22 protein-coding genes are annotated in these 23,461 nt (G+C 68.0%); 9 read left to right on the top strand and 13 right to left on the bottom strand.

Features of this window, described 5'->3' with window-relative positions; translation table 11 throughout:
• Positions 1-26: 26 nt before the first annotated feature.
• Complete coding sequence (locus ACVOME_RS11935) at positions 27-572, bottom strand: thioesterase family protein (RefSeq protein WP_065176034.1); 546 nt, start codon at positions 570-572, stop codon at positions 27-29.
• A 68-nt stretch (positions 573-640) separates the two neighbouring features.
• Between ACVOME_RS11935 and ACVOME_RS11930 the strand changes: the two genes are divergently transcribed.
• Together ACVOME_RS11930 and ACVOME_RS11925 are read left to right on the top strand one after the other, a co-directional pair.
• Entirely contained in the window at positions 641-1,222 is a 582-nt protein-coding gene (locus tag ACVOME_RS11930) for a TetR/AcrR family transcriptional regulator (protein ID WP_053515489.1), read from the top strand.
• Positions 1,223-1,266: 44 nt separating this feature from the next.
• Complete coding sequence (locus ACVOME_RS11925; RefSeq protein WP_065182888.1) at positions 1,267-1,647, top strand: VOC family protein; 381 nt, start codon at positions 1,267-1,269, stop codon at positions 1,645-1,647.
• A 154-nt stretch (positions 1,648-1,801) separates the two neighbouring features.
• Here the strand turns inward: ACVOME_RS11925 and ACVOME_RS11920 are convergent, their stop codons facing one another.
• From ACVOME_RS11920 to hutI, 6 genes are all read right to left on the bottom strand, one after another.
• A complete protein-coding gene (locus ACVOME_RS11920; protein ID WP_481505122.1) occupies positions 1,802-3,910 on the bottom strand; it encodes a TonB-dependent receptor family protein in 2,109 nt (702 codons plus the stop codon).
• 149 nt (positions 3,911-4,059) lie between these two features.
• On the bottom strand, positions 4,060-5,493 hold the full coding sequence (locus tag ACVOME_RS11915; RefSeq protein ID WP_481505121.1) for a serine hydrolase domain-containing protein: 1,434 nt from the start codon (positions 5,491-5,493) through the stop codon (positions 4,060-4,062).
• A 139-nt stretch (positions 5,494-5,632) separates the two neighbouring features.
• The gene (gene hutU, locus ACVOME_RS11910; RefSeq protein ID WP_481505120.1) at positions 5,633-7,300 is read right to left on the bottom strand and encodes a urocanate hydratase; all 1,668 of its coding nucleotides are present in this window, start codon (positions 7,298-7,300) and stop codon (positions 5,633-5,635) included.
• Positions 7,297-8,151: an N-formylglutamate deformylase gene (gene hutG / locus ACVOME_RS11905; RefSeq protein WP_197571568.1), complete on the bottom strand. Its 855-nt coding sequence runs from the start codon at positions 8,149-8,151 to the stop codon at positions 7,297-7,299. The genes hutU and hutG overlap by 4 nt, the downstream gene beginning before the upstream one ends.
• Positions 8,148-9,689: a histidine ammonia-lyase gene (gene hutH, locus ACVOME_RS11900; protein ID WP_481505119.1), complete on the bottom strand. Its 1,542-nt coding sequence runs from the start codon at positions 9,687-9,689 to the stop codon at positions 8,148-8,150. Before hutH ends, hutG begins: the two co-directional genes overlap by 4 nt.
• On the bottom strand, positions 9,686-10,909 hold the full coding sequence (gene hutI / locus ACVOME_RS11895; protein WP_481505118.1) for an imidazolonepropionase: 1,224 nt from the start codon (positions 10,907-10,909) through the stop codon (positions 9,686-9,688). Before hutI ends, hutH begins: the two co-directional genes overlap by 4 nt.
• A 67-nt stretch (positions 10,910-10,976) precedes the next feature.
• Between hutI and ACVOME_RS11890 the strand changes: the two genes are divergently transcribed.
• Positions 10,977-12,347, top strand: a complete 1,371-nt coding sequence (locus ACVOME_RS11890; RefSeq protein WP_481505117.1) for a formimidoylglutamate deiminase — start codon at positions 10,977-10,979, stop codon at positions 12,345-12,347.
• Between the two features lie 27 nt (positions 12,348-12,374).
• Complete coding sequence (hutC, locus tag ACVOME_RS11885) at positions 12,375-13,103, top strand: histidine utilization repressor (protein WP_053515504.1); 729 nt, start codon at positions 12,375-12,377, stop codon at positions 13,101-13,103.
• Between the two features lie 24 nt (positions 13,104-13,127).
• Here hutC and ACVOME_RS11880 read toward each other — a convergent pair whose 3' ends face one another.
• The 3 genes from ACVOME_RS11880 to ACVOME_RS11870 all read right to left on the bottom strand — a co-directional run bounded on the left by ACVOME_RS11880 (position 13,128) and on the right by ACVOME_RS11870 (position 15,217).
• Positions 13,128-14,132, bottom strand: coding sequence for a restriction endonuclease (locus ACVOME_RS11880; RefSeq protein ID WP_053515506.1), 1,005 nt, complete (start codon positions 14,130-14,132; stop codon positions 13,128-13,130).
• 237 nt (positions 14,133-14,369) lie between these two features.
• Positions 14,370-14,861, bottom strand: a complete 492-nt coding sequence (locus tag ACVOME_RS11875) for a phasin family protein (RefSeq protein WP_481505116.1) — start codon at positions 14,859-14,861, stop codon at positions 14,370-14,372.
• 80 nt (positions 14,862-14,941) lie between these two features.
• On the bottom strand, positions 14,942-15,217 hold the full coding sequence (locus tag ACVOME_RS11870; RefSeq protein ID WP_053515509.1) for a polyhydroxyalkanoic acid system family protein: 276 nt from the start codon (positions 15,215-15,217) through the stop codon (positions 14,942-14,944).
• Between the two features lie 124 nt (positions 15,218-15,341).
• On the opposite strand from ACVOME_RS11870, the gene ACVOME_RS11865 reads away from it, so the two are divergent.
• From ACVOME_RS11865 to aroA, 4 genes are all read left to right on the top strand, one after another.
• Positions 15,342-16,145 carry an FHA domain-containing protein gene (locus tag ACVOME_RS11865; protein WP_065176024.1) on the top strand — a complete coding sequence of 268 codons (804 nt, stop codon included), beginning with the start codon at positions 15,342-15,344 and terminating at the stop codon, positions 16,143-16,145.
• Between the two features lie 162 nt (positions 16,146-16,307).
• Complete coding sequence (serC, locus tag ACVOME_RS11860) at positions 16,308-17,393, top strand: 3-phosphoserine/phosphohydroxythreonine transaminase (protein ID WP_053515512.1); 1,086 nt, start codon at positions 16,308-16,310, stop codon at positions 17,391-17,393.
• 52 nt (positions 17,394-17,445) lie between these two features.
• The gene (gene pheA / locus ACVOME_RS11855) at positions 17,446-18,642 is read left to right on the top strand and encodes a prephenate dehydratase (protein ID WP_053515513.1); all 1,197 of its coding nucleotides are present in this window, start codon (positions 17,446-17,448) and stop codon (positions 18,640-18,642) included.
• A gap of 75 nt (positions 18,643-18,717) precedes the next feature.
• Positions 18,718-20,034, top strand: coding sequence for a 3-phosphoshikimate 1-carboxyvinyltransferase (aroA, locus tag ACVOME_RS11850; protein WP_481505115.1), 1,317 nt, complete (start codon positions 18,718-18,720; stop codon positions 20,032-20,034).
• A 94-nt stretch (positions 20,035-20,128) separates the two neighbouring features.
• Here aroA and ACVOME_RS11845 read toward each other — a convergent pair whose 3' ends face one another.
• On the bottom strand, positions 20,129-20,698 hold the full coding sequence (locus ACVOME_RS11845; protein ID WP_053515518.1) for an energy transducer TonB: 570 nt from the start codon (positions 20,696-20,698) through the stop codon (positions 20,129-20,131).
• Between the two features lie 119 nt (positions 20,699-20,817).
• The gene (locus ACVOME_RS11840) at positions 20,818-21,456 is read right to left on the bottom strand and encodes an energy transducer TonB (protein WP_180876858.1); all 639 of its coding nucleotides are present in this window, start codon (positions 21,454-21,456) and stop codon (positions 20,818-20,820) included.
• Between the two features lie 113 nt (positions 21,457-21,569).
• On the opposite strand from ACVOME_RS11840, the gene serS reads away from it, so the two are divergent.
• Complete coding sequence (gene serS / locus ACVOME_RS11835) at positions 21,570-22,850, top strand: serine--tRNA ligase (RefSeq protein WP_481505114.1); 1,281 nt, start codon at positions 21,570-21,572, stop codon at positions 22,848-22,850.
• Positions 22,851-22,953: 103 nt separating this feature from the next.
• Here the strand turns inward: serS and ACVOME_RS11830 are convergent, their stop codons facing one another.
• Positions 22,954-23,304, bottom strand: coding sequence for a ligand-binding protein SH3 (locus tag ACVOME_RS11830; protein WP_283219159.1), 351 nt, complete (start codon positions 23,302-23,304; stop codon positions 22,954-22,956).
• Between the last annotated feature and the right edge of the window lie 157 nt (positions 23,305-23,461).

Genomic DNA, 23,461 nt, shown 5'->3' with positions numbered 1-23,461 from the left:
GCAGGTCGGGACGTGATGGCGGGAACTCAGTCGTCGTCGCGCTTCAGCGCGGCGTCGGCAGCCAGCAGAGCTTCGGCGGCGGCGCTGAGCGCGGGGGAGGGCGGCAACGGCGAACCGATGGCGTCCATCATCTGCTGCATGCCCACGAATGCACGCGCGCGGCGATCATAGATGCCGGTGACCAGCAGGGCGCGCGTGGCGATCTTCTGGCCGTCGCCGACCAGCACGCGCTGCTCCATGATCACGCGCGTGCCGACCCAGCCGGCCAGGCGTGTTTCCAGGGTGAAGCGCTGGAATGGCCGGAGCTCGCGGCGGAACTGGATGGTGCCGGCGCCGACGATCGGCGCCCATTTCTCGCGCAGCGCCACCTTGCCCAGGCCCATGCGCAGGATCAGGTCCAACCGGCCCAGATCGAAGATGTTCCAGTAGCGGCCGTTGGTCATGTGCAGGTTGCTGTCCAGGTCGTTGGGCAGCACCCGGAACTGCAGCCGCGACACGCCGAAAGGCGCCTCCAGCCTGGGCCGGAACAGACTGCACAGCAGCAGATGGAGCAGGCGGAACCAGAGATTCATGATTATTACGAGTGTTATAGAATCGACGGTACGCTAGTCTATGGCGACTGTCTTAGCAAGGCGCAGCCATGAGTCCGCGAACGTCCGACGCTCCCCAGCGCGTGATCGATGCCGCCGCGCAGATGCTGGCTCGGGTCGGGCTGAACGCAACCAGCATCCGTGAAGTGACCAAGCTGGCCGACGCGCCGCTGGGGTCCACCTACCACCACTTTCCCGGCGGCAAGCAGGAGCTGCTGGCGCGCGCCACGCTTATGGCCGGCGACAAGGTGGAAGCGCTGCTGGTGGCGCTGCTGAAGGGCGGCGCAGTGCAGGGCCTGCAGCAGTTCCTGGCGATGTGGCGCGAGCGCCTGCTGCGCTCCGGGTTCCGCGCGGGTTGCCCGGTGCTGGCCGCTGCCGTTGAGGAGCCGATGGACGCGGTGCCGAGCCAGCCCCGCGCGGCAGCTGCCGAGGTGTTCGAGCGCTGGCACGATCATCTCGCCACGGCGCTCATCGCCGAAGGACATGCGCCAGCCGCTGCGGGTGAGCTGGCCAGCCTGGTGATTGCCAGCGTGGAAGGCGCGGTGGCGATGTGCCGCGCGCTGCAGGATATCGCTCCGTTTGACCAGGTCGCCGCGCAGCTGCTCAGGGCTGTTGCGCCACCTGCGCGCTAGAATCAACGCGAACGCGCTGCTGCGTGCCCGACAAGGACGTCCCCATGTTGCACCACCTCTCCCTCGGCGTCCGTGACCTCGATGCCGCAGGCCGCTTTTACGATGCCGCACTCGCCACGCTTGGGTTTCGCCGGGTCTTCGAGGACGAGACCGCGATCGGTTATGGGGTGGTCGATGATGAGGATGCGCTGTGCCTGAAGCTGCGTGATGACGCCGCAGCGCCGGGTCCCGGTTTCCACGTAGCGTTTGCCGCGGACTCGGCAGCGGCCGTGGATGCCTTCCACGCAGCCGCCGTGGCCAACGGGGGCGCTGACAACGGTGCGCCCGGGCCGCGCCCCGATTACGGAGACTTCTACTACGCGGCGTTCGTGGTCGACCCCGATGGCCATCGCATCGAAGCGGTGACCAAGGCGCGGCCGGAGTGACGCAGCCAGGTGTTTCGGCGCCCGCACGCTGACAAGCACAAGCGCACGCAGCAGCTCACGCCAGCGATGGTTCGCGCGGTGGGACGCTGCCGGGTACGTCGTCGAAGTGGCTGAAACGACGACGCCGGATCACACCCGGCGCCGCCCGGGGCGATCAATCGAAACGCCAGCGCACGCCTGCATAGATGCCCCGGCCTTCGCCAGGCGTGGAGCGGGCGACATCCTTGCCGGCGTCGTCGTAGCCCGGCGTGACCGTGGCCGCGTAGTGGCGGTTGCCGAGGTTGCGCATCTCCGCCCACGCCTGCCAGCGGCCACCGGGTGCGTCGTAGCCGATGCGGCTGCCGAAGATCACGTGGCTGTCGGCCCAGTAGCTGTTGGCGTAGTCCACCGCGATGCGCGAGGCGTATTCGGTGTTCAGCGCGGCGTACAGCCCGGAGTCATGATCGAAGCGCAGCTCGGCCTGGTAGCTGTGGCGCGGCAGGCCCGGCAGGCGGTTGCTGCCGAAGCGCGCGTCGTGGCGGTAACGGAAATCACTGAAGGTGTACGCTTGGCGCAACGACAGGCGCCCCGGCGCGGCCTGCCACAGCGTGCTGTCCAAACCGGCTTCGATGCCGCGGTGCACGGTGGGGCTGGCGTTGTTTTCTGCGATGAACAGGTTCGGCACCGGTTGCAACTCCACGCTCAGCAGCTCGTGGTTCACGTGCGCGTAGTAGCCGGTCAGCTCCCAGCGGCCCAGCACGGCATCGCCGCGTGCACCCAGTTCCAGCGTCGTGGCGGTCTGGTTCTGCATCGGTAGCGGCGCGCGCTGGCGGCCGCTGGACGGGCCGTTGCCCGGCCCGAAGTACTGGTTGGAACCCCAGATCATCGACCACGGGTGGGGCGCTTCCACCGAGCGGCTGAGGTTGCCGAACCACTGTGTCTGCGCGCTGTGCTGCCAGGTGAAGCCCAGTCGCGGTGCGTAGTCCCAGTCGTGGTCGCGCAGGCGGCCGCCGCTGCTCGGCCAGGTCACCTGCACATCGCGGCGGGTGTTGATCAGTGCCAGCCCGGTCTGTATGCGCAGGCGGTCATTGAAGGCGAGGGTATTGCTGACGTGCAGTGTGCTGTCGGTGCCGTGGTGGCGGAAGTCACGCGTGCGCGTACCGGCGGCATAGCCGTTGCTGGCAAAGCGCAGCGACTCGCGCACATCGGCATCCAGATCGTGGGTGACGCGCAGACCGATCGTGGTTTGGCTGTCCAGGCCGAACAGCCGGTGGCGGTGGTGGTAGTCCAGCGTGGCGTTGAGGTTGGCGTAGCCCAGCTGCTGGCGGTACAGGCTCTCGTTCAAGTCCATCGGATACGTGTGATAGACCAGCCCGGCCTGCAGCGAAGAATCCTCGTCGATCTGCAGCGTGGTGACATTACCGACCCAGGTACTGCCCGGCTGCGGGCGGCGCGCATCGATGGCCAGGTTGGCCGCGTTCGCCGCATGCGGATCGTTGCGGATCTGATCGCGGGTCAAGCGACCGGGCGTTTCGTGATTGGTTTCGCGGTAGCGAACGAAGAAACGCGTCTGCAGGTCGGGCGTGATCTGCCAGCCGATGTTGGCCATCGCGCCCTTGCCGTCGCCGCGCGCATGGCGCTGATAACCATCGAACTCGGTATCGGTGTAGGCCAGGAAGTAATCGAGATCGCCGTTGACACCGCCCCAGCTGATGCCGCGTTTCTGGTAGCCACGGCTGCCCGCTTCGTAGTGCAGCTGCACGCCGGCCGAATCACGGCCGCTGCGGCTTACATAGTCGATGGCACCGCCCAGCGCCAGCGCGCCGCGCTCGAAGCCGTTGGCGCCGCGCAGCACCTCCACCCGCGACAGCCACAGCGGTTCCAGCAGTTCGTAGGGCGTGCCGCCGGGGCCGGTCAACGGCAGGCCGTCGAGGGACACGGCAATGCCCGAGGCATGCGCGCCCGGCCCACGGTTGATGCCTGAGCCGCGGATCGACACCTTGGTGCCCTCGTTGCCCGGCGACTGCGCACTGATGCCCGGCTGGAAGGCGAGTACATCGGCACTGCTGGCCAGTCGGCTGTCGGCCTTTGCCACGTCGATGACGTTGCTGGCGCCGGGTACGCGCTTCAGCGCTTCGCGTGCCTGTGCGCTGGCATCGGCCGCAGTGACCTGCACGGCATCAAGGGTGGTGGCCTGCGGAGCGGCCTGGGCGGTTGGGGCCAGGCCAAACGAGACGGCCAGGAACAGCAGCGACGGGGTAGGGCAGTACGGCGCGAGCGACATGCGGAAATGCTGTAAACCATGAAAGTGGCGCGAAAGTTAACAGGTCGACGGCGCCACGTCACCCATCACCGGCGTATGGGGCTGGTGCACCTGTAGAGCCGAGCCCATGCTCGGCTGCTTTTTTTACGGAGCCGAGCATCGGCTCGGCTCTACAAAGACGGTTTCGCCAGCGCCTTCGACTTCGCATACAGCCGCTCTGCGACATCCTTCTCACCCAATGCCGCATGACACTCGGCCAGGCTGTCCCACACATTGGCCGAATCCGGATACAGCTCGGTGTTGAGGGCGAATACCTTCAACGCGCTGCGCGCACCGAGGTTCGCGAAGATGGCGTAGCCATCGCTGTTGATCGCACGTTCCAGCTCGCTGCCGGTGACGCCGTGGTCGTCGCGCAGCCAGGCCCGCATTGCCTGTGCAGCCCCTGCGTCATCGTCCAACGCATAGGCAATCAGGCGTTCGGACAGCGCAGCGTGCGGAAACACCTTGGGTGCGGCGACGGCCATCGTGCTCTCCACCAGGGTGCTCGACCAGACGTTGCGGGCGCTGCCGTTGGTGAGGTACACGAACAGCCAGTAGCCGCTGGCCAGGGTGTCCTTGTACGCCAGCCGCGCGCGCACGCGGGTGCCACCATCATGACCGACCTGGGTGTAGCCATCGCTGCGCGTGGTATCCCAGCCGGTGGAGAAGAAATTGCTGCGGCCATCGGTCAGCCTCTGCGGCTGCCAGAGCTTTTCCAGTGTTGCCGTACGCAGCAGCTTGCCGGTGGCCAGCGCCTGCAGGAAACGGTTCATGTCGCCCACGCTGGTCTGCAGATCGGCATGGCCCCAGCCGTAGTCCGGCCACGGGTCTTCGTTGGCCGGTTGCAGCTGCCCATCCTTGCCGATGTACGGCACGGCCGCGCGCTGGGCTGGCACGCTGGCGACACCCCACGAGGTGCTGGCCATCTTCAACGGCTGCAGGATGCGTTCGCGGGCGATCGCCGGGTAGGGCCTGCCGTAATGCGTTTGCAGCAATGCGGTCAGCACCAGATAGTTGGCCTGCGTGTACTGCACGCGGCTGCCGGTGGCGAACTGCATCGGTGCCGAACCAGCGACCTTCAGTGCGGCGGCGAGATCGGGTGCGAGACCGTTGTAGCCGTTGCTCACCCAGCGGTTGTTCACCCGCTCGTAGTACTCGCCGATACCGGAGCTGTGGTTGAGGAAATCACGCACACGGATCGCCTGCCATGCTGCGGGCAAGTCCGGCACGTAGCGGCTGGCGGGTGCATCCAGATCCACCTTGCCCTCATCGACCAGCTGCATCACCAGCGTGCTGGTCAGCAGCTTGGCCATCGACTGCGCGGCGAAGATGGTATCGACGGTGGCCGGTGAATGGGTAGCGGGATCACGTTCACCGCTGGCGCCCTGGTACAGCACCTGGCTGTTGTGTGCGACCAGTACCGCCTGGCCGGCGATGCCATAGCGTTCGCGGTTGGCCTGCAACTGCGCATCCATCCGGGTCGGAAGATCGTTGCGAACATCCCCCGCCAGAGCAGGCAGGGCAACGGTCAAGGCACAGAAGAGCGCGGCAAGGGCGCGGTACATCGCGATGATCCGTCAGTGGCGATGGCGCATCTTGGTCAGCGGCGGGGGCGGGGTCAAGCGCATGGCGCCGGGCCATGCCCGGCATCGCAGGTACCGCTCCGGGAGCGCCGGGCCATGCCCGGCGACACCCGGGTCACGATCAGCTCAGAATGCCCGGCAGGTCCAGCCCCTTTTCCTTCGCGCACTCCAGGGCAATCTCATAGCCGGCATCGGCGTGGCGCATCACGCCGGTGGCCGGGTCGTTCCACAGCACACGACCGATGCGCTTGGCGGCCGCCTCGGTGCCGTCGCAGACGATGACCATGCCGGCGTGCTGCGAGAAGCCCATGCCCACGCCGCCGCCGTGGTGCAGCGATACCCAGGTCGCACCGCTGGCGGTGTTGAGCAGCGCGTTCAGCAGCGGCCAGTCGGAGACTGCGTCGGAACCGTCGGCCATGGCTTCGGTTTCGCGGTTCGGCGAAGCGACGCTGCCGCTGTCCAGGTGGTCGCGGCCGATCACCACCGGCGCCTTCAGCTCACCGTTGGCGACCATTTCGTTGAAGGCCAGCCCCAGCCGATCGCGGTCACCCAGGCCCACCCAGCAGATGCGCGCCGGCAGACCCTGGAACTTGATCTTCTCGGCGGCCATGTCCAGCCAGCGGTGCAGGTGCGGGTTGTCCGGAATCAGTTCCTTCACCTTGGCGTCGGTCTTGGCGATGTCTTCCGGATCGCCACTCAGCGCGGCCCAGCGGAACGGGCCGATGCCGCGGCAGAACAGCGGACGGATGTAGGCCGGGACGAAGCCGGGGAAATCGAAGGCATTGGCCACGCCTTCTTCCAGCGCCATCTGCCGCAGGTTATTGCCGTAATCGACGGTCGGCACGCCCAGTGCGTGGAAGCCGAGCATGGCGCGGATGTGGTTGGCCATCGAGGCACGCGCGGCCTTTTCCACTTCCTTCGGCGCGGAAACCCGCTTCTCGTCCCATTGTTCGACGGTCCAGCCCTGCGGCAGGTAGCCGTTCACCGGGTCGTGCGCGGAGGTCTGGTCGGTCAGCAGGTCCGGCTTCACGCCGCGCTTGAGCAGTTCGGCCAGCACATCGGCAACGTTGCCGAGCAGGCCCACCGATTTCGGCGTGCCCGCCTTGCAGGCTTCATCGATCAGGCGCAGTGCTTCGTCCAGGTTGTCGGTCCAGGTGTCCAGGTAGCCGGTGCGCAGGCGCATGTCGATGCTGCTCCTTCGGCACTCGACCGCCAGGCAGGAGGCACCCGCCATCACTGCCGCCAGCGGCTGCGCGCCGCCCATGCCGCCCAGGCCGCCGGTGAACAACCACTTGCCGGTGAGATCGCCGCCGAAGTGCTGGCGGCCCATTTCCACGAACGTCTCGTAGGTGCCCTGCACGATGCCCTGTGCGCCGATGTAGATCCAGCTGCCGGCGGTCATCTGGCCGTACATGGCCAGGCCCTTCTTATCCAGCTCGTTGAAGTGGTCCCAGTTGGCCCAGCGCGGCACCAGGTTGGAGTTGGCGATCAGCACGCGCGGCGCATCGGCATGCGTGCGGAACACGCCCACCGGCTTGCCCGACTGCACCAGCAGGGTCTGGTCATCGTCCAGGAGCTTGAGCGTTTCGACGATGGCATCGAAGCTCTCCCAGTCGCGCGCGGCGCGGCCGATGCCGCCGTACACCACCAGTTCCTGCGGCCGTTCGGCCACGTCCGGATGCAGGTTGTTCATCAGCATGCGCAGCGGTGCTTCGGTCAGCCAACTCTTGGCGTTGAGCGTGGTGCCGGTCGGTGCGGCAAGGGTGCGGGACGGGTCGTTGCGGGTCATGCGGCGCTCCGGTTCGTAGCAAATTCAAGGCAGGCATTGAGCACCTGCGCCAGGGTGTGGCGCAGCGGTGCGGCGTGGTCGGGGTCGAGCGGGGTGGGCCAGCTGTGCTCGTCCACCTGGTCCGGCAGGGGTTCGTGCATGTAGCCGCGACAGGCCAGCTCCATCTGCAGGCTGTGCACGCCGCCGGCCACGTTGCTGTAGTGTCGGGTGATCCAGCCGCCCTTGAAGCGGCCGTTGCGCACCTGGCTCATGCCGCTGATCTTCAGCAGGTTCTCCACCACGTCGCTCAGTGCGTTGTCGCAGGAGGTATCCGGTGCGCCGGACGGACCGGCGGTGCCGAGATTGAACTGCGGCAGTTCACCGTCGAACAGGTGTGGAATGTGCGAGCGGATCGAGTGCGCGTCATACACCACCACCGTGCCGTGACGTGCGCGCAGCCGCGCGATCTGCGCGGCCAGCGCGTCGTGGTAAGGCGCGAAATAGGTGTCCCGACGGCGCGCGATCTCCGCTTCGTCCGGCTCGCGCCCGGCGTGGTACAGCGGCTGGTTGTCGAAGGTGGTCAGCGGGCACAGGCCGGTGGTGTTCTGGCCCGGGTACAGCGATACCCCGCTGGGATCGCGGTTGAGATCGATCACCGAACGCGAGATCGCCGACCGCACGGTGGTCGCGCCCATGCCGCGTGCGAAGTCGTACAGTTCGTGCACCCACCAGTCGGTATCGCGACGCGCCAGCCACGGCGAGTGATAGTCGCCGATCAGATCGTGCGGCAGTTCGCTGCCGGTATGCGGGAAGCTGACGATCAGCGGAGCATCGCCCTCGTGCACCGTCAGCCAGTCGGGGTGGGCATTCATGCCTGCGGCTCCACGGTCGGCAGGACAGCTTCCAGGCCCCGTGCCAGCGCGCCGCTGCGCACGAGCGAGGTGGCAACCACCATGTCCGGGTGGAAGTAGCGGTCCTCCTGCAGGGTCGGCACCTGCGCGCGCAGGGTGGCGCGTACGTTCTCCAGGGCAGCGCTGGAGCGCAGCGGCGCATGGAAGTCACAGCCCTGTGCGGCGGCCAGCAGCTCGATGCCGATCACATTGGCCGCGTTCTCGGCCATCTGCATCAGCCGGCGCGCACCGTGTGCGGCCATGGACACGTGGTCTTCCTGGTTGGCCGAGGTCGGGATCGAATCCACACTGGCCGGATAGGCCCGCTGCTTGTTCTCGGACACCAGCGCGGCGGCGGTCACCTGCGGAATCATGAAGCCGGAATTCAGGCCGGGGCGCGGGGTCAGGAAAGCCGGCAGGCCGGACAGTGCCGGATCCACCAGCATGGCCAGGCGGCGTTCGCTGATCGAACCGATCTCGCACACCGCCATCGCCAGCATGTCGGCCGCGAAGGCCACCGGCTCGGCGTGGAAGTTGCCGCCGGACAGCGCCTCGCCGGTGTCGGTGAACACCAGCGGATTGTCGGACACGCCGTTGGCTTCGATTTCCAGCGTGGTGGCGGCCTGGCGCAGGATGTCCAGTGCCGCACCCATCACCTGCGGCTGGCAGCGCAGGCAATACGGATCCTGCACCCGCACGTCGTTGTCGCGATGCGATTCACGGATGCCCGAGTCCTGCATCAGCGTGCGCAGCGTGGCGGCCGTGGCGATCTGTCCGCGCTGACCACGAATGGCATGGATGCGCGGATCGAACGGTGTATCCGATCCCTTCGCCGCTTCCACCGACAGTGCGCCGGTGACCAGCGCGGCCTGGAACACGGTCTCGATCTCGAACAGGCCGGCCAGTGCATAGGCGGTGGAGAACTGGGTGCCATTGAGCAGGGCCAGGCCTTCCTTTGCGCCCAGTTCAACCGGCTGCAGGCCGGCCCGCGCCAGTGCGTCACGGGCTGGCAGCCGCTCATCGCCGATGAAGGCTTCGCCCACGCCCAGCATCACGCTGGCCAGGTGCGAAAGCGGTGCGAGGTCACCCGATGCGCCGACCGAGCCCTGCGCCGGCACCACCGGCAACACGCCCTTGACCAGCATCGCCTCCAGCAGCAGGAGCGTCTCCTCGCGCACACCGGAAGCCCCCTGGGCCAGGCTGACCAGCTTCAGCGCCATCATCAGCCGCACCACGCTGGCGGGCATCGGCTCACCCACGCCTGCGGCGTGCGAAAGAACGATGTTCCGCTGCAGCGTGGCCAGGTCTTCGCGCTCGATGCGCACGCTGGCCAGCTTGCCGAAGCCGGTATTGATGCCGTACACCGGCGCACCCTTGGCGACGATGGCCGCCACGGCGGCGGCACTGGCGCGTACCACCGGCAGCGCCGCCGGATCCAGCGCAAGCGGCGCACCGCGATAGACCTGTCGCCACTGGGCGAGGGTGACATGGCCGGGGCGAAGAACCAGGGTGTTGCTCATGTGTTGCTCCAGGAGGCAGGCAGGTCGGGCTGACCGCGCACCACGCGCGCGTGCAGCGGGTTGAATCCAATGCGGTAGACCAGGTCGGCGGGCGCGTCGATGTCCCAGATCGCCAGGTCGCAGTCCATGCCCACGACCAGGCGCCCGATGCGGTCGCCATGGCCCAGCGCACGCGCTGCTTCGCGGGTGAAGCCGGCGATGCACTCGTCCACCGTCAGGCGGAACAGGGTCGCGCCCATGTTCATCGCCAGCAGCGGGCTGGTCAGCGGCGAGGTGCCCGGGTTGCTGTCGGTGGCCAGTGCCAGCGGCACACCCGCTGCACGCAGCGCGGCAATCGGCGGCGGGGTGGTATCGCGGGTGAAATAGAACGCGCCCGGCAGCAGCACGGCAACGGTGCCGGCCGCCGCCATGGCGGCGATGCCGGCGTCATCCAGATGTTCGATGTGATCGGCCGACAGCGCGCCGAAGCCGGCGGCAAGCTCTGCGCCGTGCTGGTTGCTCAACTGCTCGGCATGGATCTTCACCGCCAGTCCGTTCGCGCGTGCGGCGTCGAACACCTGCCGCGCCTGCGCAGGGGAGAATGCGATGTTCTCGCAGAACACGTCCACGGCTTCGGCCAGGCTCTCGGCCGCGATGGCCGGAATCATCACGTCGCAGACCTCGTCGATGTACTCCTGCGCCTGGCGGCCCGGGGGAACCGCATGGGCGCCCAGGAAGGTCGGCACCACATTCACCCGGCATTCCTCGCCCAGCGCGCGTGCGACCTGCAGCTGCTTGCGCTCGTCGTCCAGGGTCAGGCCGTAGCCGGACTTGATCTCGATCGTGGTCACGCCCTCGGCGCGCATCGCCAGCAGGCGAGGACGGCTCTCGGCGGCAAGCTGGGCTGGCGTTGCGGCGCGGGTGGCGCGCACGGTGGAGACAATGCCGCCGCCCGCGCGGGCGATGTCGGCATAGCTCACACCTTGCAGGCGCTGCTCGAATTCGTTGGCGCGGTTGCCGGCGTAGACCAGGTGGGTGTGGCAGTCGATCAGGCCGGGCGAGACCCAGCGGCCTTCGCCGTCGATGCGGGTGGTCGGCTGCAGATGGGCATCGCTGCCGGCCGGGCCGACGTGGACGATGCGGCCGCCCGCGCAGGCCAGCACGCCGTCACGGAGGACACCCAGGCCCTCACCGTCGAGGGTGATCAGATGGACGTTGGACCAGAGGATATCGACATGCATGGCATCCACACTGCGGCTGTGCTTATATGTCTATACAATATAGGTGTCCATTTCGGGTTGTCCAGCCATGTCCGATTCGCGTTCCCCGTCCTGTTTCCATGCCGCCCAAGCCCTGCTGGCCGATGGCTGGGCCCGCGATGTCCGCCTGCAGGTGCAGGACGGCCGCATCACGGCGATCCACATGGGGCAGGGCGCCCAGCACGGCGACACCCGCGTCGACATCCTGGTGCCGGGCCTGCCCAACCTGCACAGCCACGCCTTCCAGCGCGGCATGGCCGGGCTGACCGAGATCGGCGGCGGTGACGGTGACAGCTTCTGGAGCTGGCGTGAGCTGATGTACCGCTTCCTGGCCCATCTGCGCCCGGACGCAGTGCAGGCCATCGCCGCCCAGGCCTACATGGAAATGCTGGAAAGCGGCTTCACCCGCGTCGGCGAATTCCATTACCTGCACCACGACGCCGATGGTCGCGCCTATGCCAACCGCGCTGAGATGAGTGCGCGGATCGCGGCGGCGGCCGACCAGACCGGTATCGGCCTGACCCTGCTGCCGGTGTTCTATGCACATGCCGATTTCGGTGGCGCGCCGCCGAATCCGGCGCAGCGTCGCCTGATCCACGACGTGGACGGTTTCGCGCAGCTGCTGGACGCCGCCAAGCCGGCACTGGCCGCGCTGCCGGACGCGGTGCTCGGCATCGCGCCGCACAGCCTGCGTGCAGTCACCGGCGAGGAATTGAGTGCGTTGCTGCCGCTGACCGACGGCCCGGTGCACATCCATATCGCCGAGCAGATGCGTGAAGTCGAGGCCTGCCTGGCCTGGAGCGGCCAGCGTCCGGTGCAGTGGCTGTACGACCATGCACCGGTGGATGCGCGCTGGTGCCTGGTGCACGCCACCCACATCACCGACGATGAGCGCGCCGCCATCGTGGCCAGCCAGGCCGTGGCCGGCCTGTGCCCGATCACCGAAGCCAATCTGGGCGACGGCCTGTTCCCGATGCAGGCGTTCGCGCGCGAGGGCGGGCGCTTCGGTGTCGGCTCCGATTCCAATGTCCTGATCGATGCGGCCGAAGAACTGCGCCTGCTCGAATACGGCCAGCGCCTGACCCTGCGCGGTCGCAACGTACTGGCCCCGGATGCCACCCGCAGCACCGGCCGCTTCCTGTTCGAAGGCGCACTGCACGGTGGTGCACAGGCGTTGGGCGTGGCCGCAGGTCTGCAGGTCGGGGCCAGTGCCGACCTGCTCGAACTGGACGCCGCACACCCCGCGCTGCAGGCGCGACGGGATGACGCATGGCTTGACAGCTGGGTGTTCGCCGCACGTAATGGCGCGCTGCGATCGGTCTGGCGCCATGGCCGCCAATGCGTGGCCGAAGGCCGCCACCTCCAGCGCGAGGCGATCACCACCGCCTTCGCTACCGCCCTGCACGGCGTGCTGGGCTGATCGCTTCCCGCCATCGAGACCTGTCACGTGAAGGCCAGCAAGTCCGCCACGCTCAACCAGCGCATCCGCAGCGACCTGGAAAGCCGCATTCTCAGCGGAGAGTGGGCGCCGGGTTTCCGCATCCCCTATGAGCACGAACTGATGGAGCAGTACGGCTGCTCGCGGATGACCGTCAACAAGGTGCTGACCGCGCTGGCCGAGAGCGGCATGATCGAGCGTCGCCGCCGGGCCGGTTCGTTCGTCGCCCGGCAGCCACCGCATCTGGAACAGGTGGCGCTGGAGATTCCGGACATCGCGATGGAGGTCGGCTCGCGTGGCCACCAGTACGGGTACCGGCTGCTGCAGCGCGAGCTGCGCCTGGCCGACGCCGGCAATGCCGGTGAAGTGGAGCTGGCCGGCAGTGAAATGCTGCTGGCGATGCGCTGTCTGCATCTGGCCGACGGCCGCCCGCTGGCGTTGGAGCACCGGTTGATCAGCCCGGTGGGTGTACCGGAGGTGCTGGAGGTGGACTTCAGCACCACCGCGCCGGGCAGCTGGCTGCTGCAGAACGTGTCCTGGACCCGGGCGCAGCACCGCATCAGCGCGTGGGGTGCGGACACGGCGTCTGCCCGCCTGCTGGACGTGAAGCCGGGCACCGCCTGCCTGGTGATCGAACGCCTGACCTGGCGGGGCGAACAGCCCATCACCCGCGTGCGCCAGGTGTTCCTCGGCGACGCCTGGGATCTGGTGGCCCGCTTCGCGCCCGGCGCGCGCTAGCGCGCACGCTTCCGCGCGTTCAGATCAATACGTCGCGCACTGCCGCCAGCGCACCGGCTCATCCACGCCGGGGCGGGCATTGAGCTGCACGCGCACCGTGCGCAGCGCGGGGTAGCGCAGGACCTGTGTGCAGACGCGCGGCCACACATCGTCAAGTTCGCCGGTGCGGTTGATCGCCAGGGTCTGCCGGGTCAGCCAGACGCCGCTGGCAATGCCGGGCTGGCCAGCCAGCGCCCGGGCCAGATCCGCCTGGTAGCGGTCAAGGGTCGCCATATCCGGGTTGGGGTCGCTGTGGCCATCGTCTGCCGGCGTGGAAACGGCAGCAGCAGGCGCTGCCGCTGCCGGTGCGGGCGCCTGGGAGACAGCGGCAGGCGCCGCGGCGGCGATGTCGGCGGAGGCAGGGGCGGTCACCGCCTGCGGCGCCGGTGACGCCAGGTGCAGGCCCTGCAGGCCGAGGCCGACCAGCAGGCCGACGGTTACCGAGGCCAACGCGGCAATGGCGATGCGACGCAGGGCCTCGTGGCGTGCAGTGGCGCGCACGCGCGCATCGATGTCGGCCGGCAGATAGGGCTGCAGCAATGGCCACAGGCGCGGGCCGTCCAGCACCTCCACGGCCTGCAGCTCGGCGGCACTACGGCCATCGCGCTGGATCCGGCCTTCGGTGATCAGCACGCCGCCCTTGGCCCCGGCCAGCCGCGCTGCCGCGCCCAGTTCGTTCACCGCAGCGGTACCGATGCGATAGGCCAGGCCATGCTTGCAGGACACCCGCCAGGTATTGGGGCCATCGCTGAGCAGGAAATCGCTGCTGGGCTCGCGGGCATCCTCGGCAGGAACCTCCAGTTCGCGCAGGCCGCGCTGCTCGCGCAGCATCCGCTTGACCAGCGCGGAGAACTCCCGCCAGTGCATGCCGGCCAAGGCCTGCAGGCCCAGTTGCATCTCCTTCTGCCGCCGCTTGATCCACCACAGGTGAACCACGGCCAGGGAACAGATAAGCAGGGCCGACAGCAGGGCCAGAATCCAGGGAAGCATGCAGGGAGAGCGCGGAAGGGGCGAAAACGGAAGCAGACAGTGTAAAGCGCGCACTGCCTGGCAGGGTCAGGACGTTCCCCACAGCAAGCGTGATGGAACGCTCAGATCGGCGTTCCGCAGGCACGAAAAACCCGCCAATCCTGAAGCCGTGAGGGGAGGGAACAAACGGCAGGCGAAGCGATTGGCGGGTTGCTCGCGATTGTCAGGCAAATTTTATTGCATTGCAACAATCCATCGTCAGGGCACGCTGCCCGGCGACTGGTGGCTGCCCGGCGCCGGCGCATCGCTGCCCGAGGCCGCCCGCGTCTCCAGCTTGGCCAGGCGCGCATGCAGGGCGTCCAGGCGTGCCTCCAGCGCGGAGAGCTCGTCGGCGGTGGGCACATGCAGGCGCTTGAGCACGCCCTGCACCTGGTCGTCGAAGGCCTTTTCGACCTTGTTCCAGGTGCCCGAGGCCTTCTCGCGCGCCTCATCCAGCGAGGACTCGACGTTGTCGCGCCATCCCGGGCCCTGCTCGCTGGCGCGCTCACGGCGGCGGGCCTCCCAGGCCTCGCCTTCCTTCACCAGCCCATCGAAGAAACGGCTGCCTTCGGCCTGTGCCCGGCCCAGCGCACCCAGTCCGGCCAGCCAGACCTGCTGGGCCGAATCGCTCAGCTTGCGTGAGAAGCGTCCGGCCTGTTCACCAAAGGTGGCGTCGTCGTCGCGGCGGTCGTCGTTTTCGTAGCGGTTCATCGCACTTCCCGTGGGAGTTGGACCTGCCCCGAGAGTAGCGCGCGCCGCCGTTGCAGGGCCGTGACGGCCGCTGTCGTGGTTCAGCCCAGCTTTTCCTTCAGCACGCGCTGGATTTCGCTTTCGACCATGCCTTTCATTGCCGACAGCAGGAAGCCGAGCTTGGCGGTCACCCGCACGGCGCCCGGCTGCAGCTCGATCGCGCCGTCCACGCCGCTGCCGGAGAAATTCAGCACATCGGCGCTCCACGAGGACTTCAGGCCAAAGCGCTCGGCCAGCTTGGCGGCAACCTGTTCGATCGCCTCGCGCGCCTGTGCGTCGGGCAGGGCATGGGCGTGGCGGACATCGATGGTGGACATGCAGGCTCCTGGCGCAGGGCGGGGTGATCAGAGAGGGCGAGCATTGTGCGCATCGATCGCGTCCGCGCCAAGCGCTCATCCGGGGTTCTTCTTCGATGCCGGCCAACCTGCTAGGCTGCGCCGCGTGCAGAACCTGCTTGTTCACTTCAGTCAACAACAACAGCCCGACCAGCCGCTGCGGCCCGGGGTGCAACGCATCGTGCGCCATGCCAACGGCAGCGTGCGGCTGGGCGAAGCGGGCAACGGCGCGTTGCTGCTGGCGCAGTTCTGCATGGATGATCGCGGCCTCTGGCTCCAGGTCGGCAACGGCATCCGCGGCATCCATGTCAACGGCCGTCCGGTACGGCGCATGGCGCTGCTGCGCGCCGGCGATGCGGTGTACGTCGATGGCGTGGAAATGGTCCTGCGGGGCGAAGCCGAGAGCCTGCTGCAGGCGCCGTCACCGGACGGCGAGGATGCCGGCGACGAGCAGCGCCTGTTGCGGGGCGTCGGTGGCCTGCACCATGGCCGCAGTTTCACCTTGTCGCGCGCCCGCGTGATCGGCCGCGGCACCGAGGCCGACATCGCCATCGACGATCCGGCGTTCGCCGAACAGCACGCGCGCGTGGAAGTGCACGGCGATCGCGTCCTGCTGCGTGACCTGGGCAGCGCCGATGGCACCTGCGTCAACGGCGTGGCCGTGCGCCACTGCTGGCTGCAGCCGGGCGACCAGGTGGTATTCGATGGCCAGCACCGTTTCGTGCTGGAAGTGCCGCGTGATCCGCGCCGGCGGCCGCTGGCGGCCGAGGATGAGTCCAGCCACGAGGCCGAACGGGCGCCTGCCGAGCCCCTTCCTCCGCGCCGGGTCCGCCGCTGGCCGTGGCTGCTGGTCAGCGCACTGCTGCTGGCTGCGCTGCTCAGCCTGCTGCTCTGGTTCGGCGCGCGCTGAGCCTGTCGTCTCCGTGCTTCGGGCAGGCGCCGGCCCAGGTCGGCGACTGCTGGCGCAGTGCCGCGGGCGATGGATTCCGATGAAACCAAATTTCCCTTGCCGCGCAAGGCCGCAAGGCTGGTGCACTGCGGCATACTAGGGATCTTGCCCCACAGGTGTGACATGACGCGCGCGTTCAACTTCAGTGCCGGCCCTGCAACCTTGCCGGAATCGGTCCTGCGCCAGGCGCAGGCGGAAATGCTGGACTGGCACGGTACCGGCGCCTCGATCGTGGAAATGAGCCATCGCGGTGCGGAATTCATGTCCGTCGCCGCCGAGGCCGAGGCGGACCTGCGCCGCCTGCTCGACATTCCCGAGGACTACGCCGTGCTGTTCCTGTCCGGCGGCGCCACCACCCAGCAGGCGTTGATCCCGCTGAACTTCGCAAGCCCCGGCCAGCGTGCCGACTACGTGGTCAGCGGCCACTGGGGCAGGACGGCGGTCAAGCAGGCCGGCCCCTATGTGGACGTCAACATCGCTGGCAGCAGCGAGGACGGGGGCTACCGCGAGCTGCCCGCGCGCAGCAGCTGGCAGCTTTCGCCCGATGCGGCCTATGTGCACATCACCGCCAACGAGACCATCCACGGCGTCGAGTTCCGTGACGTGCCCGATACCGGCGATGTGCCGCTGGTGGCCGATTTCAGTTCGTCCATCGCCAGCGAACCGCTGGATGTGCGCCGCTACGGCGTCATCTACGCGGGCGCGCAGAAGAACCTGGGCCCGGTCGGCATCGCGGTGATGATCATCCGTCGCGACCTGCTGGAGCGCAGTGGCCAGCCGCGCGCGGACATCTTCGACTACCGCTCGCACGTGGCGCGCGACTCGATGCTCAACACCCCGCCCACCTGGAATTGGTACCTGGCGGGGCTGGTGTTCAAGTGGATGCTGGCCGAAGGCGGCGTGGCCGAGTTCGCCCGGCGCAATGCGGCCAAGGCCGCGCTGGTGTACGGCGCCATCGATGCGTCCGGCGGCTTCTATCGCAATGAAGTCGCGCACGCGGCGCGCTCGCGGATGAACATCCCGTTCTTCCTGCCCAACGCCGACCTCGATGCGCGTTTCGTCGCCGAGGCCAAGGCCGCCGGGCTGCTGGCGCTGAAGGGTCACAAGGTGGTCGGCGGCATCCGTGCTTCGCTGTACAACGCCATGCCGCTGGCGGGTGCGGAGGCGCTGGTCGCCTTCATGGCCGACTTCCAGCAGCGCTACGGCTGAGCAATGAACGGCGCGCACCGTCGGGTGCGTGCCCACGCAACAGGGAATTCCGATGGCAAGCAAATCCAGCAAGAAGGCGCCGAAGCAGGCCGCACCGGCCAAGGACAGCGCTGCGTCCAAGGGCACGTCCAAGGCCAGGGCTGCATCGACGCCGGCCCCCACCCAGGCGCCGCTGGCACTGGCCGACGTGCGTTCGAAGATCGACCAGATCGACCGCGACATCCAGCGCCTGATCGCCGAGCGCGCGCAGTTCGCCCACCAGGTCGGCAAGGCCAAGGGCAAGCTTGCCGCCGCCGTCGATTACTACCGCCCCGAGCGTGAAGCACAGGTGCTGCGCATGGTGGTGGACCGCAACGAAGGCCCGCTCAGCGATGAAGTGCTGGTGCACGTCTATCGCGAGATCATGTCGGCCTGCCTGGCCCAGCAGGAGCCATTGAAGATCGGCTACCTCGGCCCGGAAGGCACCTTCAGCCAGCAGGCCGTGCTCAAGCATTTCGGTCGCTCGGCGCTGGGCCTGCCGTTGGCCAGCATCGAAGAAGTCTTCCAGGAAGTGGAAGCGGGCAACGCCGATTTCGGCGTGGTGCCGGTGGAGAACTCGGGGCAGGGCACCATCCAGATCACCCTGGACATGTTCCTGACCTCCAACCTGAAGATCTGCGGCGAAGTGGAACTGCGCGTGCAGCAGTACCTGATGTCGCGCAGCGGCCGCATCGAGGACATCGAACGCGTCTACGGCCACCCGCAGTCGTTCATGCAGACCTCGGCGTGGATGCGCGCCAACCTGCCCAAGGCCGAGAAGATTCCGGTCTCCAGCAACGCCGAAGGCGCACGCCGCGCGCGCAACGCCGACGATGCGGCGGCCATCGGTGGCGAAAGTGCCGGCCACGTGTACGGCCTGAAGAAGGTGGTGACCAAGCCGATCCAGAACGATGCCGACAACACCACCCGTTTCCTGGTGGTGGGCCGCAACATCTTCCCGACCTCCGGCCATGACCGCACCTCGGTGCTGGTCTTCATCCATGACAAGCCGGGTGCGCTGTTCGACGTGCTCAGTCCGTTCGCACGCCACGGCATCAGCATGAACCGCATCGAGTCGCGGCCTTCGCACCACGGCAAGTGGGAGTACGGCTTCTTCATCGACCTGGCCGGCCACATCGACGACGCGCCGATGCAGGCCGCGCTGGCCGAACTGGAAGCACACTCGGCGCAGATCAAGGTCCTCGGCTCCTATCCGGTGGCCGTGCCCTGATGCCTGCCGCGGTGGCCGCGGCCACCGCCCCTTGATGCACCGCCGGCCCGCCGGCGTCTACGGAATGATCGAACGATGAGCAACGCGCAACACTGGATCGCCCGCAAGGGCCAGCCGCTGCAGGGCAGCCTCACCATTCCCGGCGACAAGTCGGTTTCGCACCGTTCGGTGATGTTTGCCGCGCTGGCTGACGGCACCTCTCACATCGAGGGTTTCCTGGAAGGCGAAGACACCCGCGCCACCGCGCGCATCTTCAGCCAGCTGGGCGTGCGCATCGAAACCCCCAGCCCGTCGCAGCGCATCGTCCACGGCGTCGGCATCGATGGCCTGCAGGCGCCCAGCGCAGCGCTGGACTGCGGCAACGCCGGCACCGGCATGCGCCTGCTGGCGGGCCTGCTGGCCGGGCAGTCGTTCGACTGCACCCTGATCGGCGACGAATCGCTGTCCGGCCGGCCGATGCGCCGTGTCACCGGCCCGCTGTCGCAGATGGGGGCGAAGATCGATACCCAGGACGATGGCACGCCGCCGCTGCACGTGCACGGTGGCCAGGCACTGCACGGCATCGCGTTCACCTCGCCGGTGGCCAGCGCGCAGATCAAGTCGGCCGTGCTGCTGGCAGGCCTGTACGCACAGGGCGAAACCAGCGTCGTCGAACCGCACCCCACCCGCGACTACACCGAGCGCATGCTGTCCGCGTTCGGCGTGCAGATCGAGTTCTCGCCGGGCAAGGCGCGCCTGCACGGTGGCCAGCGCCTGCGTGCCACCAACATCGCGGTGCCTGCCGATTTTTCCTCGGCAGCGTTCTTCCTGGTGGCCGCCAGCATCATTCCCGGCTCCGAGCTGCGCCTGAAGCAGGTGGGCCTGAACCCGCGTCGCACCGGCCTGCTGCATGCACTGCGGCTGATGGGGGCGGACATCACCGAAGAAAATCCAGCCGAGCAGGGCGGCGAGCCGGTCGCTGACCTGGTGGTGCGCTACGCGCCGCTGAAGGGCGCGCGCATTCCCGAAGCGCTGGTGCCGGACATGATCGATGAATTCCCGGCCCTGTTCGTCGCCGCCGCCGCCGCCGAAGGCCAGACCGTGGTGAGCGGCGCAGCAGAGCTGCGGGTGAAGGAATCGGATCGCCTGGCAGCGATGGCCACCGGCCTGCGCGCGCTGGGCATGCAGGTGGATGAAACCGAAGACGGCGCGACCCTGCATGGCGGCACGCGTCTGGGCAGCGGCACCATCGAAAGCCACGGCGACCATCGCATCGCCATGGCCTTTGCCATTGCCGGCCAGATCAGCGACGGCGAAGTACGGATCAACGACATCGCCAACGTGGCCACCTCGTTCCCCGACTTCGACGGCCTGGCACGCAGCGCCGGATTCAATCTCTCAGATCGTCGGTAGCGCCGGGCCATGCCCGGCGAGCAGGCATCAGACGTGCAGATAAAATGACGGAGGCCGAAGCCTCCGTCGAACATCACGAACCCCTCGTCCGCGATCAACGCTGCTCGGTACGGAAATCCACGGGGACCCGCACCACACTGGCCACAGCACGGCCATCCTGCATGGCCGGCTGGAACTTCCAGTTCTGCACCGTGCGCAGGACCGCACGATCCAGGTCACGGCTGCGTTCGCCACTGCGCGACACGATCGCGGCATTGGTGACGTTGCCGCGGGTATCCACATCAAGGCTGGCGATCACGCTGCCCTGCACACCGTTACGAAGCGCAGCTGCCGGATAGTCCGGCTTGCTGTTGCTGGCGAGCGGGCGCGCCTCGCGGTTGCGCACCGCCGGCACTGCCTTGCGCTCGCTCGTGGCCGGCGTGGCCTGTCGTGCGGCAGGCGGTGCCGTTTCGGCAACAGGCGTCTGTTCGGTGGCTGGCAGCATGCGCTCGCCGACCGGTGCAGGCGCCACCTCATCCGGTCCGGAATAGCGCAGCCAGAGCAGCGCGGCCGCGAACATCGCCACGATCAGCGCGACCCACAGCCAAGGCGATGTGGCCCGGCGCGGCGTACCGTCCTGCTGCATCTGCGGCGAATGAAGGTCTTCATGGGTGGTGACAGTCATCGCAAACTCCTTACGTCGGTTGACGACGTGCCGAGTGTTGCCCGAGGCCACGAAGAAAAGTGTCAGTGTTGCGTCAACGCAACCGGGAGGGTTCAGTTTGCCTTCCGGTATGCGTTCAGTTACTGCGTCTTGAAGTCGAACGGCACTTCAATGGTGCCCGGCACCGCCTGCCCGTTGCTCTGCGCCGGGGTGAAGCGCCAGCGGCGCACCGCGTCGGTCGCTGCGCGGTCCAGGTCACGCGAGCCGCTGCGTTGGATGACGGTGACGTTGTTCGGATAGCCCGTAGCGTCCACCTCCACCCGCACCACCACACTGCCGGTTTCGCCCGCACGCAGTGCGGCGGCTGGATAGGCCGGCGGCGGCGATTGGCCCGCGATCGGCATGGGCTGGCTGCCGCCACCGGCGGCCGGCACGGTGCCGGGCGCAGCGGGTGCCGGTTCAGCCATTGCAGGCGGCGGGGGCGGAGCGGTTTCCACCAGCTTCGGCGCGTCTTCCGGTGCCGGCGCCGGCTTGGCGTCGGGCATGTCGCTGGACCCGGCTGCCGCCGGCAGGGGTTCCGGCAGAGGCTCCACCTGGGCGGTTTCCTGCGGCGTCTGTGCCGCAGGATCGGCACGGAAGAACTCCTTGTCGCGGCCCGTCAGCCAGACCACCACGAACAGCAGCACCCCCACGCCGAAAGCGATGCCGGCGATCTTCAGGGCGTTGCGCGGAATATGCACAGTGAACGACTTGGCGGACGACGAGCGGGGTGCAGACATGGACCGGACCAGTACGGAATAGCCCGATTCTGCCACGGCCCGAATGAACCGGGCGGCAGAAATCCGCATAACAGGCGATAATCCCGGTCCTGACACCCACCACGACACCTGCCATGCTTGATCCAGCCCTGCTCCGCCACCAGCCCGCCGACCTCGCCGAACGCCTGCGCACCAGCCGCGGCTTCGAGCTCGACGTGTCTGCCCTGGAGTCCCTGGAGGCCGATCGCAAGCGCATCCAGGTGCGGACCCAGGAGCTGCAGAGCCTGCGCAACAGCCGCTCCAAGGCCATCGGCCAGGCCAAGGCCAAGGGCGAGGACGTCTCGGCCATCATGGCCGAGGTCGCCGCCTTCGCCGACGAACTGAAGGCCTCGGAAGTGGCGCTGGACGAGCTGCGCGAGAAGATCGAAGCAATCTCGCTGGGTATTCCGAACATTCCGGCCGACGACGTACCGGCCGGTGCCGACGAGAACGACAACGTCGAGCAGGCGCGCTGGGGTACCCCGCGCCAGTTCGATTTCAAGGTGCTGGACCACGTCGAACTGGGCGCCCGCAACGGCTGGCTGGATGGCGAAACCGCCGCCAAGCTGTCCGGTTCGCGCTTCACCGTGCTGCGCGGCCCGATCGCGCGCCTGCACCGTGCGCTGGCCCAGTTCATGGTCGATCTGCACACGGGCGAACACGGCTACGAGGAAACCAACGTACCGCTGCTGGTCAACGCCGAATCGCTGCGCGGCACCAGCCAGCTGCCGAAGTTCGAGGATGACCTGTTCAAGACGGCCGTCGGCGAGTCCACGCGCTACCTGATCCCCACCTCGGAAGTGCCGCTGACCAACATCGTGCGCGACGAGATCGTCGACGCCGAGCGCCTGCCGCTGCGCATGACCGCGCATTCGATGTGCTTCCGTGCCGAGGCCGGCAGCGGCGGCCGCGACGTGCGCGGCATGATCCGCCAGCATCAGTTCGAGAAGGTCGAGCTGGTCTCGATCAGCCGCCCGGAAGACAGCGAGGCCGAGCACCAGCGCATGACCCGTTGTGCCGAAGTGGTGCTGGAAAAGCTGGGCCTGCCGTACCGCAAGGTGCTGCTGTGCACCGGCGACATGGGCTTCTCGGCAGTGAAGACCTACGACCTGGAAGTCTGGCTGCCGTCGCAGGAAACCTACCGCGAGATTTCCTCGTGCTCGAACTGTGGCGACTTCCAGGCCCGCCGCATGCAGGCGCGCTGGCGCAACCCGGCCACCGGCAAGCCCGAGCTGGTGCACACCCTGAACGGCTCGGGCGTGGCGGTCGGCCGCGCGATGATCGCGGTGATGGAGAACTACCAGAACGCCGACGGCAGCATCACCGTGCCGGAAGCGCTGCGCCCGTACATGGGTGGGCTGGAAACCATCGCCTGACAACCGGCTCAGGTGGGTGCCATGCTTGCATGGCACCGAATCCACGCATGGCGTGGATCTGCAATGCGGCTACATCCACGCCTTGCGTGGATGAGCCCCGCGATCACTCCACAACCCGCACCTTCTCCAACGGCACCCATCCCGCTTCGCCCGCCTCGGGCATGCACCACGCCCAACCATTCAGTGTGCGCAGCCGGCGCAGCCTCTGCCCCGGATTCACATCCAGCTCCCGCGCGCAGTAATCCGCGGTGGCAAGCGCGTCACCCTGCGCATCGCGACCGATCACCGGTGCCGGCACGAATCCAGGCTGCTGCCCCTCGGCCTGGCACAGGAACCCGTCCTCCCAGCCCTCCGGGCCTTCATAGCGCTCGCCTACCACCAGCGCCTGGCCGCGGAGCAGGGTGATCGGGTGTGGGAATTCGCTGCGGTGCGTGGTCGTCACGATGTAGTTCATGGCCCACTGTACCGTCTCCGCCGGGCCCAGCCCGGCGGGCGGGGACCGGGGCACAAAAAAACCGCCCCCCAAATGCGGGGCGCCGGGGGGGGGCGGGGGGGGGGGGGGGGGAGCCCGCCCCCCGGGAACACCCCCCCCCGGAGCGGGCGGGGCGGGA

The organism is Stenotrophomonas sp. STEN008 (assembly GCF_056760435.1).
Note: the sequence above shows the minus strand (reverse complement) of the source record. Positions and strands in the feature narration are given on the sequence as shown.

Excerpts from the sequence above, each read along its gene's own strand:
- ACVOME_RS11935 (WP_065176034.1), bottom strand. The coding sequence starts at position 572 with ATGAATCTCTGGTTCCGCCTGCTCCATCTGCTGCTGTGCAGTCTGTTC.
- ACVOME_RS11930 (WP_053515489.1), top strand. The coding sequence starts at position 641 with ATGAGTCCGCGAACGTCCGACGCTCCCCAGCGCGTGATCGATGCCGCC.
- ACVOME_RS11925 (WP_065182888.1), top strand. The coding sequence starts at position 1,267 with ATGTTGCACCACCTCTCCCTCGGCGTCCGTGACCTCGATGCCGCAGGC.
- ACVOME_RS11920 (WP_481505122.1), bottom strand. The coding sequence starts at position 3,910 with ATGTCGCTCGCGCCGTACTGCCCTACCCCGTCGCTGCTGTTCCTGGCC.
- ACVOME_RS11915 (WP_481505121.1), bottom strand. The coding sequence starts at position 5,493 with ATGTACCGCGCCCTTGCCGCGCTCTTCTGTGCCTTGACCGTTGCCCTG.
- hutU (WP_481505120.1), bottom strand. The coding sequence starts at position 7,300 with ATGACCCGCAACGACCCGTCCCGCACCCTTGCCGCACCGACCGGCACC.
- hutG (WP_197571568.1), bottom strand. The coding sequence starts at position 8,151 with ATGAATGCCCACCCCGACTGGCTGACGGTGCACGAGGGCGATGCTCCG.
- hutH (WP_481505119.1), bottom strand. The coding sequence starts at position 9,689 with ATGAGCAACACCCTGGTTCTTCGCCCCGGCCATGTCACCCTCGCCCAG.
- hutI (WP_481505118.1), bottom strand. The coding sequence starts at position 10,909 with ATGCATGTCGATATCCTCTGGTCCAACGTCCATCTGATCACCCTCGAC.
- ACVOME_RS11890 (WP_481505117.1), top strand. The coding sequence starts at position 10,977 with ATGTCCGATTCGCGTTCCCCGTCCTGTTTCCATGCCGCCCAAGCCCTG.
- ACVOME_RS11880 (WP_053515506.1), bottom strand. The coding sequence starts at position 14,132 with ATGCTTCCCTGGATTCTGGCCCTGCTGTCGGCCCTGCTTATCTGTTCC.
- ACVOME_RS11875 (WP_481505116.1), bottom strand. The coding sequence starts at position 14,861 with ATGAACCGCTACGAAAACGACGACCGCCGCGACGACGACGCCACCTTT.
- ACVOME_RS11870 (WP_053515509.1), bottom strand. The coding sequence starts at position 15,217 with ATGTCCACCATCGATGTCCGCCACGCCCATGCCCTGCCCGACGCACAG.
- serC (WP_053515512.1), top strand. The coding sequence starts at position 16,308 with ATGACGCGCGCGTTCAACTTCAGTGCCGGCCCTGCAACCTTGCCGGAA.
- pheA (WP_053515513.1), top strand. The coding sequence starts at position 17,446 with ATGGCAAGCAAATCCAGCAAGAAGGCGCCGAAGCAGGCCGCACCGGCC.
- aroA (WP_481505115.1), top strand. The coding sequence starts at position 18,718 with ATGAGCAACGCGCAACACTGGATCGCCCGCAAGGGCCAGCCGCTGCAG.
- ACVOME_RS11845 (WP_053515518.1), bottom strand. The coding sequence starts at position 20,698 with ATGACTGTCACCACCCATGAAGACCTTCATTCGCCGCAGATGCAGCAG.
- ACVOME_RS11840 (WP_180876858.1), bottom strand. The coding sequence starts at position 21,456 with ATGTCTGCACCCCGCTCGTCGTCCGCCAAGTCGTTCACTGTGCATATT.
- serS (WP_481505114.1), top strand. The coding sequence starts at position 21,570 with ATGCTTGATCCAGCCCTGCTCCGCCACCAGCCCGCCGACCTCGCCGAA.
- ACVOME_RS11830 (WP_283219159.1), bottom strand. The coding sequence starts at position 23,304 with ATGAACTACATCGTGACGACCACGCACCGCAGCGAATTCCCACACCCG.